This is a genomic window from Pelomonas sp. KK5 (assembly GCF_001984095.1).
GTDB lineage: Bacteria > Pseudomonadota > Gammaproteobacteria > Burkholderiales > Burkholderiaceae_C > KK5.
Map to the genome: position 1 here is coordinate 1 of NZ_LYVQ01000230.1, position 10328 is coordinate 10328.

Annotated in this window: 9 protein-coding genes; 5 read left to right on the top strand and 4 right to left on the bottom strand. The window is 68.3% G+C overall.

What is annotated here, in order from left to right:
• Both B0W88_RS25820 and tsaE read right to left on the bottom strand, forming a co-directional pair.
• Nucleotides 1-534, bottom strand: a 534-nt coding sequence (locus B0W88_RS25820; protein ID WP_144006974.1) for an AMIN domain-containing protein, incomplete at its 3' end; no start/stop codon positions are given.
• Complete coding sequence (gene tsaE / locus B0W88_RS25825; protein ID WP_077037475.1) at nt 531-1022, bottom strand: tRNA (adenosine(37)-N6)-threonylcarbamoyltransferase complex ATPase subunit type 1 TsaE; 492 nt, start codon at nt 1020-1022, stop codon at nt 531-533. The genes tsaE and B0W88_RS25820, both read right to left, overlap by 4 nt.
• Between tsaE and queG the strand changes: the two genes are divergently transcribed.
• Nucleotides 1014-2123 carry a tRNA epoxyqueuosine(34) reductase QueG gene (gene queG, locus B0W88_RS25830; RefSeq protein ID WP_233151844.1) on the top strand — a complete coding sequence of 370 codons (1110 nt, stop codon included), beginning with the start codon at nt 1014-1016 and terminating at the stop codon, nt 2121-2123. The genes tsaE and queG overlap by 9 nt on opposite strands.
• Here the strand turns inward: queG and B0W88_RS25835 are convergent.
• A complete protein-coding gene (locus B0W88_RS25835; RefSeq protein WP_077037470.1) occupies nt 2086-2982 on the bottom strand; it encodes an AEC family transporter in 897 nt (298 codons plus the stop codon). The two genes, queG and B0W88_RS25835, sit on opposite strands and share 38 nt — an antisense overlap.
• On the opposite strand from B0W88_RS25835, the gene xerD reads away from it, so the two are divergent.
• From xerD to aceA, 4 genes are all read left to right on the top strand, one after another.
• A complete protein-coding gene (xerD, locus tag B0W88_RS25840) occupies nt 2981-3910 on the top strand; it encodes a site-specific tyrosine recombinase XerD (protein ID WP_077037471.1) in 930 nt (309 codons plus the stop codon). The genes B0W88_RS25835 and xerD overlap by 2 nt on opposite strands.
• Nucleotides 3911-4039: 129 nt before the next feature.
• The gene (locus B0W88_RS25845) at nt 4040-6394 is read left to right on the top strand and encodes a TonB-dependent receptor (RefSeq protein WP_077037472.1); all 2355 of its coding nucleotides are present in this window, start codon (nt 4040-4042) and stop codon (nt 6392-6394) included.
• Between the two features lie 50 nt (nt 6395-6444).
• Nucleotides 6445-7047: a MarC family protein gene (locus B0W88_RS25850; protein ID WP_077037473.1), complete on the top strand. Its 603-nt coding sequence runs from the start codon at nt 6445-6447 to the stop codon at nt 7045-7047.
• Nucleotides 7048-7283: 236 nt separating this feature from the next.
• Nucleotides 7284-8582: an isocitrate lyase gene (aceA, locus tag B0W88_RS25855; protein ID WP_369973932.1), complete on the top strand. Its 1299-nt coding sequence runs from the start codon at nt 7284-7286 to the stop codon at nt 8580-8582.
• A 64-nt stretch (nt 8583-8646) separates the two neighbouring features.
• Here aceA and B0W88_RS25860 read toward each other — a convergent pair.
• A partial coding sequence (locus B0W88_RS25860; RefSeq protein WP_144006975.1) for an ATP-binding protein occupies nt 8647-10328 on the bottom strand: 1682 nt, incomplete at its 5' end.

The following is a 10328-nucleotide window of genomic DNA, read 5'->3' on the forward strand; positions in this document are numbered from 1 at the left end:
CAGCTCGCCCAGCGCGTCCTGCACCTCTTTCGCGGCCTCGCGCTCGGCGGCGTCCTTCTCGCGGATCAGCGCCAGCAGCGGGTCGACCTCGACCTTCGGATAGAGGTCGAACACGAGGCGATGCTGGTAGGCGGCGACCGGGCCCAGCGTGAAGATCTGCGGCTTCACCGCCTGCTTCAGGTCCAGCACGATCCGCACCACGCGCGGCGTGTTCTGGCCCACGCGCACGCCGGCGATGAAGGGGTCGTCCGCCTTGACCTTGCCCAGCAGCTCGCGCAGGCCGGCGTTGAGTTCCAGGTCGTCGATGTCGATGACCAGGCGCTCGGGGCCCTCGACCAGCAGGTGGCGGGCCTGCAGCGGCCTGTCGGATTCCAGCGTGACGCGGGTGTAGTCCTCGGCCGGCCAGACGCGCACGGCGATGATGCTCGGCCCGCTGGCGGCACCCGCGGCGGCGCGGATCTGCGGCGCCTGCAGCACCAGCGCGAGCGCGCCCATGGTCCTGAGCGCCCGGCGGCGCTCGTTCGTCCTCGTCATTCCTGTCCCTCCAAGCCCTCGAGCAAGACCTGGCCCCGTGCGGTGCCGGCCACCAGCTTCACGTTCCGGCTCTCGTTCTCGTTGACAGCCAGCCAGATCTGCAGGTCCGCCACCGGCAGCATGCCGGCGGCCTTCTCCGGCCATTCGCTGAGCTTCAGGCCCGGGGCGGTGAAGATGTCGCGAAAGCCCGCGTCCTCCCACTCGCGCGGGTCGCCGAAGCGGTAGAAGTCGAAGTGGCTGACCTCGCCTTGATCCAGCGCGTAGCTCTCCAGCACGGCATAGCTGGGGCTCTTGATGCGGCCGGTGACGCCCAGCGCGCGCAGCAGGTGCCGCACCAGGCTGGTCTTGCCGGCGCCCAGCGTGCCGTGCAGCTCGATGCTGCAGTCCATCAGCCCCGGGCAGCGGGCCAGCTCGCGGGCGAAGCGTTCGCAGGCGGCTTCGTCGGGCCAGTTCAGGTGTCGGGTTTCTAGAATGGGCAAATGGCGCATCCGCTGAAGGAAGAAGTTACTGACCTGGCCCCGCAGTCCCTGATGGACGAACTGCGCGGCTGGGCCTTCGAGCTGGGATTTTCACAGATCGGCGTGGCGGACATCGATCTCTCGGCCGCCGAGCCCGGCCTGCAGGCGTGGCTGGAGGCAGGCTTTCACGGCAGCATGGACTACATGGCCGCGCACGGCCTCAAGCGTGCCCGCCCGGCCGTGCTGGTGCCGGGCACGCTGCGGGTGATCACCGCGCGGATGGACTACCTGCCGCGCGAGGCCGGCGCGGACTGGCAGGCGGTCGAATGGCAGGGCCTGCGCGATCCGCAGCGCGCGCAGCTCTCGCTCTACGCCCGCGGCCGGGACTATCACAAGGTGCTGCGCTCGCGGCTGCAGAAGCTGGCCGAGCGCCTGACCGAACGCATCGGCCCCTTCGGCCACCGCGTGTTCACCGACTCGGCGCCGGTGCTGGAGGTGGAGCTGGCCTCGCGCAGCGGCATCGGCTGGCGTGGCAAGCACACGCTGACGCTGCACCGCGAGGCGGGCTCGATGTTCTTCCTGGGCGAGATCTACGTGGACCTGCCGCTGCCCTTGAGCGAGCCGGTCAGCGGCCACTGCGGGCAGTGCACGGCCTGCCTGGACGTGTGCCCGACCGGCGCGATCGTGGCGCCGTACCGGGTCGACGCGCGGCGCTGCATTTCGTATCTGACGATCGAGCAGGACGGCCCGATCCCGCTGGAGCTGCGCGAGGCGATCGGCAACCGCATCTACGGTTGCGACGACTGCCAGCTTGTCTGCCCCTGGAACAAGTTCGCGCAGCGCGCGCTGGTGCCCGACTTCGATGCGCGGCCCGAGTGGCGGCGGGGCGACCTGCTGGAACTGTGGCGCTGGAGCGAGGCGGAATTCCTGAAGCACACCGAAGGCACGGCGATCCGCCGCATCGGCCATCAGCGCTGGAAGCGCAACCTGGCGGTGGCGATCGGCAATGCGCTGCGTGCGGCCGAACGGCCCGAGCTGCGAGCGGCGCTGGAAGGCGAACTGCCGACGGCGAGCCCGCTGCTCGCCGAGCACATCAGCTGGGCTTTAGCAGCAGCCACAGCGGCAGGCTGAACATCCCGATCAGCGTGGACAGCGTGATCAGCCCGGCCACGAAGTCCGCCCGCCCGCCCATCCGCGCCGCCAGCACATAGGCGCTGGACGCGGTCGGCAGCGCCGCGAACATCAGCAGCAGCAGGCGCTGCTCGGGAGACAGGTGCAGCAGCGCACCGAGGCCCAGCGCCACCAGCGGCAGGATGAAGTGCCGGATCGCCATGAAGCCGGCCGCCAGCCGCGGCCACTCGCGCAGCGCGCCCAGGCGCAGGCCGGCGCCCACGGCCATCAGACCCAGCGGCAGCGAGGCCTGGCCGATGCGGTTCAGCGTCAGCGCCACCGGCTCGGGGAACTTGAGCCCGGCGACGTTGCAGAGCAGGCCGGTGACGGTGGCCAGGATCAGCGGGTTGCGCGACAGCTCCTTCAGGTAGCCGTGGCCGCCGTGCCGGGCCAGCGGCCACACGGCCGCCACATTGCACAGCGGCACGTTCAGGGCGACCAGCAGCGCCACCCAGGCCACGCCCTGCGAGCCCTGCAGCCGCTCGGCCACCGCCAGCGCGATGAAGGAGTTGAAGCGGAAGGCGCACTGCGCGCCCGAGGCATGGGCCAGCGGGTCGACGCCGGGCAGGCGCCGCAGCGCATAGGCCAGGGCCACGCCGGTGGCGCAGGTGAGGATGCCGCCGATCGCCAGCTGGGTGGTGCTGGACGGGTCCAGCGGCGTGCGGATGATCGAGTTGAACAGCAGCACCGGGAACAGCAGGTAGTAGACGAGCCGCTCGGCGCTCTCCCACACCGGGCGGTTCAGCGCGGTGTAGCGGCAGATCAGGAAGCCCACCAGGATCAGCAGGAAGTCGGGCAGCAGGAGCAGGGCATCGGACATGGCAGCTGCGAGTATCGTTGCGTCCGTGACGACGAACAGCAGCACCCCGAGCGCCGCGGCCATCGAGGCCTTCATCGAGACCCTGTGGCTGGAGGACGGCCTGTCCCGCAACACCCAGGACGCCTACCGCCGCGACCTGGCCCTGCTGGCCGACTGGGCGGCGCGCAGCGGCAAGAGCCTGGACCAGTGCAGCGAGGCCGACCTGCTGGCCTACGGCGCCTCGCGCGAGGGCGAGAAGGCCACCAGCGCCAACCGGCGCCTGAGCGTGCTGCGCCGCTACTACCGCTGGGCGCTGCGCGAGGCGCGCATCAGGCAAGACCCGACCCTGCGCCTCGAACACGCGAAGGCGAGGGCGCGCGACATCAAGACGATGAGCGAGGGCCATGTCGAGGCGCTGCTCAACGCGCCCGACGTGGAGACCCCGCTGGGCCTGCGCGACCGCGCGATGCTGGAGCTGATGTACGCCAGCGGCCTGCGGGTGACCGAGCTGGTGACGCTCAAGAGCGTGCACGTCGGCTTCAAGGAGGCGATGCTGCGCGTCACCGGCAAGGGCTCGAAGGAGCGGGTCGTGCCCTTCGGCGAGGAGGCCCATGCCTGGCTGATGCGCTACCTGCGCGAGGCGCGGCCGGCGCTGCTGGCCGGCCAGAGCACCGACGACCTGTTCGTCACCGCCCGCGGCGAGGGCATGACGCGGCAGATGTTCTGGGTCATCGTCAAGAAGCATGCGCTGGCCGCCGGCATCATCAAGCTGCCCTCGCCGCACAGCCTGCGTCACTCCTTCGCCACCCACCTGTTGAACCACGGCGCCGACCTGCGCGCGGTGCAGCTGCTGCTGGGCCATGCGGACCTGTCGACGACGCAGATCTACACCCATGTGGCGCGCGAACGATTGAAGAAGATCCACGCGGAGCACCATCCGCGGGCTTAGGGCGTTATGTTGTGGTGCGGGAGTCGCGCCATGGCAACGTTTTTGCCTTTGTGCGGTGCGCGCACTTGTGGGCTTGCACGGTTCTGAGCAGCATCCGCGGATCAGCAAAACCGAGGGATCCGCCCAGCCATGTTCCACAAGAGCCTGATTGCCGCAGCCTGCCTGGCTGCCCTGTCCGCACCGTCGCTGGCCCAGGAGGAGAAGGGCAGCGTGCTGGAGACGGTTGTCGTCACCTCCCAGAAGCGCACCGAGGAGGCCCGCAAGGTGCCGCTGAGCGTCAGCGCCATCAGCGGCGAGGCGCTGAAGGAGAACCAGATCCTCGACATCGGCGACCTGACCCGCAACATTCCCAACATCTCGTTCAGCGGGCAGAGCGGCAGCGGGCCGGGCCTGTCGAACATCGAGATCCGCGGCGTCAGCTCGCAGGCCGGTTCGGCCACGGTGGGCGTCTACCTGGACGACGTCTCGCTGACCACCCGCAACCTCTACAGCCAGGGCACGGCCGAGCCGCGCTTCTTCGACCTGGAGCGGGTGGAGGTGCTGCGCGGCCCGCAGGGCACGCTGTACGGCGCCGGCTCGATGGGCGGCACGATCCGTTTCATCAGCAAGCAGCCGGACCTGAAACTGTTCAGCGGGGACATCGCGGCGGAGGTGTCGAGCACCCAGCACGGCGGCACCAACTACATGGCCCAGGGCGTGCTCAACGTGCCGCTGAAGGAGGGCACGGCGGCGCTGCGCATTGGCGTGCAGGCCGGCCACGACAGCGGCTACATCGACCAGGTCAGCCCGCAGACGCTCGGCGTGATCGACAAGGGCATCAACAAGAACGACTGGTCAGTGCTCAAGCTCGCCGCCACCGTCAAGTTCAACAGCGACTGGACGCTGACGCCGGCGCTGTTCTACCAGCACAACAAGAGCGCCGACATCGACGCTTCCTACCTCACCGTGGGCGACTACCAGCAGTTCAACGCCGGCACGCCGCTGGCGCGCTTCCAGACCTCCAAGATCGTCAAGGAGCCGGGCGACGACAAGCTCACCGTGCCCTCGCTGACGCTGGCCGGCGACCTCGGCTTCGCCGACTTCACCGGCGTGGTCAACGGCTACAAGCGCAAGTTCAGCCGCACGCAGGACGGCACCAGCGTCAACAGCAGCTATATCGGCACGCTGATCACCAACCAGGCGGTGGCCGACGTGGTCAGCTTCCTGCCCTCGGCCGTCTACCTGGACAACAAGATCGACCAGGTCTCGGTCGAGCTGCGCCTTTCGTCCAAGGACTGGGCGCCCGGCAACGGCCTGCCGCTGACCTGGGTGACCGGCTTCTACAGCGCCACCACCAAGACCGACGTGGTCGACAGCGAGCCGGTGTTCGGCATCACCAAGGCCTTCACCGACAAAGGCGCGGACATCAACGACCTGTCCAACTGGACCGACGACTCCGGCATGTACGCCGGCGCCTTCCCGAACGACAACAGCTACTACTCGGCGCGCCACTACAAGACCAAGCAGAACTCGGTATTCGGTGAGGCGACCTGGCACTTCAGCAAGGCGCTGCGCTTCACCGCCGGCCTGCGCTACCTGCGTTCCAGCGAGGCCTTCTCGCGCGAGGGCGACTTCTTCTTCGCCGGCGGCCCGTCCACGACCCACATCGACAGCAAGGCCAACAAGGTCACGCCGCGCTTCGCGCTGAGCTGGGACCTGAGCGAGGACACCTCGCTGTACGCCAACGTGGCCGACGGCTTCCGCCTCGGCGGCGCCAACCGGCCGATCCCGCTGTACGCCGGCACGCTGGCCGACCTGGCCGTGCTGGGCCTGAAGGAGGCGCCCGCCACCTTCAAGCCCGACACGCTGCGCAGCTACGAGATCGGCAGCAAGTCGCGCCTGATGGGCGGCAAGCTGCAGCTGGAAGTGGCGGCCTATCACATCGACTGGAAGGACATCCAGCAGGACGTGTCGCTGCCGACCACCGGCTTCGACTTCGAGACCAATGTCGGCAAGGCCAAGAGCGACGGCATCGAGATGGACCTGAAGGCCAAGGTGACGTCGAGCCTCACTGTCAGCGCCGGTGGCGGCTACAACCGCGCGGTGTTCGCGCAGGACGTGCCGTCGCTGGGCACCGACGACAACGGCGTGCCCAACGTCCGCAAGGGCGACCGCATCCAGGGCGTGCCCCGCTACAGCCTGCACCTGGGCGGCCAGTACCGCTTCCGCGTGGCCAGCGTCGACTCGGTGCTGCGGCTGAACGGCCAGTGGACCGGCGACAGCCACGGCACGCTGTTCCGCGGCGACACCGACTACGAGCGCCCCAGCTACTTCACGGCCGACGCGAGCCTGGGCCTGAGCTTCGAGAAGTTCGACCTGAACCTCTTCGTCAAGAACCTGGGCAACAACCACACGGTGCTGCAGCAGCCGAACGTGCAGTTCGTGACCGAGGCCTTCTACCTGCGCCCGAGGACGATCGGCGCGACGCTCAGCGCGTCCTTCTGAGGAGGTCCGAGGGGAGGATCCAAGGAGAAGTGGCGGAGACAATCGCGGTCATGGACCACACGTTTCTCTCCGCCTTCATCCTCCTGCTGCTCGTCCTGGACCCGCTGGGCAGCCTGCCGCTCTTCATTTCCATCATGAGCGAGGTGCGCCCCGAGCGGCGCACCCGCGTGGCCATCCGCGAGGTCGGCATCGCCTTCCTGGTGCTGATGGCCTTCATGTTCGGCGGCGGCAGCTTCCTGGAGGTGATGCATCTCTCGGAGCGCTCGCTGGAAGTGGCCGGCGGCGTGATCCTGGCGATCATCGCCACGCGCATGATCTTCGGCGGCGCCGGGGAGTCAGCCTACGGCCTGGAGCCTGGCCGCGAGCCCTTCATCTTTCCGCTGGCGATCCCGCTGTTCGCCGGGCCGTCTGCGATGGCGACGGTGCTGCTGCTGGCCTCGCGGCAGCCCGAGCGGATGTGGTCCTGGATCGTCGCGCTCACCGCGGCGATGGCCGTCTGCGTGATCGTGCTGCTGCTGGCCAGCCGCATCCGCAAGCTGCTGGGTGACTCGGTGATCTCGGCCTTCGAGAAGCTGATGGGCCTGGTGCTGACCGCCGTGGCGGTGGAAATGGTGCTGGCCGGCCTGAAGCGCTACTTCGTCGGCGGCCTGTGACCCGGCGCTCTCCACGATGCGAAACGGTTGTTTCACATCGTGGAGTTTGCACATGCTGCGTCGCCGCAAAATTTCTCATGATGGTGAAATGCTTTTCACGATCCAGAATTTTAAAATCAACTCATTGATTTTCAAGGAGAAAATTTTTAGTCTTATATAAGACATAAGTCTTCCACGACGGCGCCATGGCGACTAATCTTGAGTCCATCGAAGCCCTGTTTTTAAGGAGATGGACCATGACCCGATTGACCCGTGAACAGCAGATCGCCGCCCTCGAGAAGGACTGGGCCGAGAACCCGCGTTGGAAGGGCGTGCAGCGCGGCTACAGCGCCGCCGATGTGGTGCGCCTGCGCGGCTCGCTGCAGATCGACCACACGCTGGCCCGCCGCGGCGCCGAGAAGCTGTGGAACCTGGTCAACACCGAGCCCTTCGTCAACTCGCTCGGCGCGCTGACCGGCAACCAGGCGATGCAGCAGGTCAAGGCCGGCCTGAAGGCGATCTACCTGTCCGGCTGGCAGGTCGCCGGCGACGCCAACAGCAACGGCGAGATGTACCCCGACCAGTCGCTGTACTCGGTGGACTCGGTGCCCAAGGTCGTGAAGAAGATCAACGCCACCTTCAAGCGCGCGGACGAAATCCAGTGGAGCGAAGGCAAGGACGACATCGACTACTTCGCCCCGATCGTGGCCGATGCGGAAGCCGGCTTCGGCGGCGTGCTGAACGCCTTCGAGCTGATGAAGTCGATGATCGAGGCCGGCGCCGCCGGCGTGCACTTCGAGGACCAACTGGCCGCCGCCAAGAAGTGCGGCCACATGGGCGGCAAGGTGCTGGTGCCGACGCGTGAAGCCGTCGCCAAGCTGGTGGCCGCGCGCCTGGCCGCCGACGTGATGGGCGTGCCCACCGTGCTGCTGGCCCGCACCGACGCCGAAGCCGGCGACCTAGTCACCACCGACGTGGACGACAACGACAAGCCCTTCTGCACCGGCGAGCGCACCGTGGAAGGCTTCTTCCGCACCCGCAACGGCCTGGAGCAGGCGGTCTCGCGCGGCCTGGCCTACGCCCCGTACGTGGACATGATCTGGTGCGAGACCGGCAAGCCCGACCTGGCCTTCGCCAAGGAGTTCGCCGACCGCATCCATGCCAAGTTCCCCGGCAAGCTGCTGGCCTACAACTGCTCGCCCTCGTTCAACTGGAAGAAGAACCTGGACGACGCGACGATCGCCAAGTTCCAGCGCGAGCTGGGCGCCATGGGCTACAAGTTCCAGTTCATCACGCTGGCCGGCTTCCACAGCCTGAACTACTCGATGTTCAACCTGGCCTACGGCTATGCGCGCAACAACATGAGCGCCTTCGTCGAGCTGCAGGAAGCCGAATTCGCCGCCGCCGAGCGGGGCTTCACGGCGGTGAAGCACCAGCGCGAGGTCGGCACCGGCTACTTCGACTCGGTCACGACGACGATCGAACGCGAGGCTTCCACCGCGGCGCTGAAGGGCTCGACCGAGGACGAGCAGTTCTTCGACGCCAAGCACGGCTGATCGGTAGCGGGTCTTCTCTCGAATTGCCCGCGGCCTTCCAGCCGCGGGCTTTTTTCTTTGGTGCTCAGCGTGCCAGCAGGTGGTCCAGCAGCTGCATCAGATCGGGCACGGCGAAGGGCTTGGTCAGGTAGTGGGCCGCGCCGGCGCGCAGGCCGGCGGCGATGTGCTCGTCCATCGCATCGGCGGACACGATCACCACCGGCAGCGTCGCGCAGCGCGGCGATTCGCGCAGCCGCTGCAGCAGCGCGAGCCCGTCCATGTCAGGCAGGTTCATGTCCAGCATGACCAGGTCCGGCGGGGCCTGCAGCAGCGTGGCCAGGCCGCTGGCCCCGTCCTCGCACACGGCCAGCGACAGGTCGCTGCGCAGCGCGATGACGGCGCGCATCACCTCGATGTTGACGAGGTTGTCCTCGATGTAGAGCAGGCGCTTTGGCCCCGAAGTGGCGTTCACCGGGGCCGGGGCGCCGGCCGCGGCGGGGGCCGACGGCGGGCCGGTCCTGGATGCCGGCAGGCGCAGCGTGAAGGTGGAACCCCGCCCGGGGGTGCTGCGGACCTGCAGGCTGCCGTTCATCAGCTCGGCCAGGCGGCGTGTGATGACCAGGCCGATGCCGGTGCCTTCGATGGCGCTGCGTTCCTGGCCGAGGCGGTTGAAGGGCTGGAACAGGGCCGCCAGTTCCTCCCGGCGCAGGCCCTTGCCGGTGTCGCTGACGCTCAGGTCCACCCAACCCGCTTCGTCCGCACGAAGATGGAGTTCGACGGAGCCGCCGGGGACGTTGTACTTCACCGCATTGCTCAGCAGGTTGTTCAGGATCTCGCGCACCCGCGTGGCGTCGCCGACGATGTAGCGGGCCTGCGGATCGAGCTTCAGGCCGATCGAGACCCGGTGCTGCGAGGCCAGCGGCGTCAGCAGGGTCAGGCATTCGCGGGCCAGCGCGTGCGCGTCCTGCGGCTCCAGCACGACCTTCAGGTTGCCGGTCTCGACGCGCGAGAGATCGAGCACGTCGTTGATCATCGCCAGCAGGTGCCAGCCGGCCTGGCCGATGCGCTCGATCCAGCCGCGCTGGGTGACGGTCAGCGGCTCGCGCTCCAGCTGCAGCAGCTGGGTGAAGCCCAGCAGGCCGTTCAGCGGCGTGCGCAGCTCGTGGCTCATGCGCGAGAGGAACTCGCTCTTGGCGCGGTTGGCCGCCTCGGCCGCCTGGCGGGCACGCTCATGGTCGGCCAGTAGCAGGCGCTCGGTCATGTCCTGGGCCACGCACAGCAGCGCCTCCGGCTGCCCGTCGGCATCGCGCAGCAGGTTGAGCAGCAGATCGGCGTGGATGATGCTGCCATCGCCGCGCGGGAAGTCCCGCTGCACGCGCAGCATGGTCTCGCCTCTGCCGGTCAGGCGGCGGGCCAGCTCCGCGTCGTGGAGCTGGTGGGGCTGGTAGCGCTGAGGCAGTTCTTCGAGGCTGCAGTCCAGCATGCGGCAGAACTCGGGGTTCGCATCCATGGGCCTGCCGTCGAGCGAGGAGATGCACACGCCGACCGGCGCGTTGTCGAATACGCCGCGAAAGCGCTGCGCGTGGCTGCGCAGCGCCTGCGACGTCTGCTTCAGCTCGACGGTGCGCTCGGCGATCAGGTGGGCCGCGCGCTGGGCCCGGCTGGAATGCGTGAGCAGCAGGGCGGTGATCAGGGCCAGGCAACTGATGCCGAAGAACTCGATCAGCTTGCCCTCGCGGCTGGCACTGAGCGGCGGGGCCGCGCCGC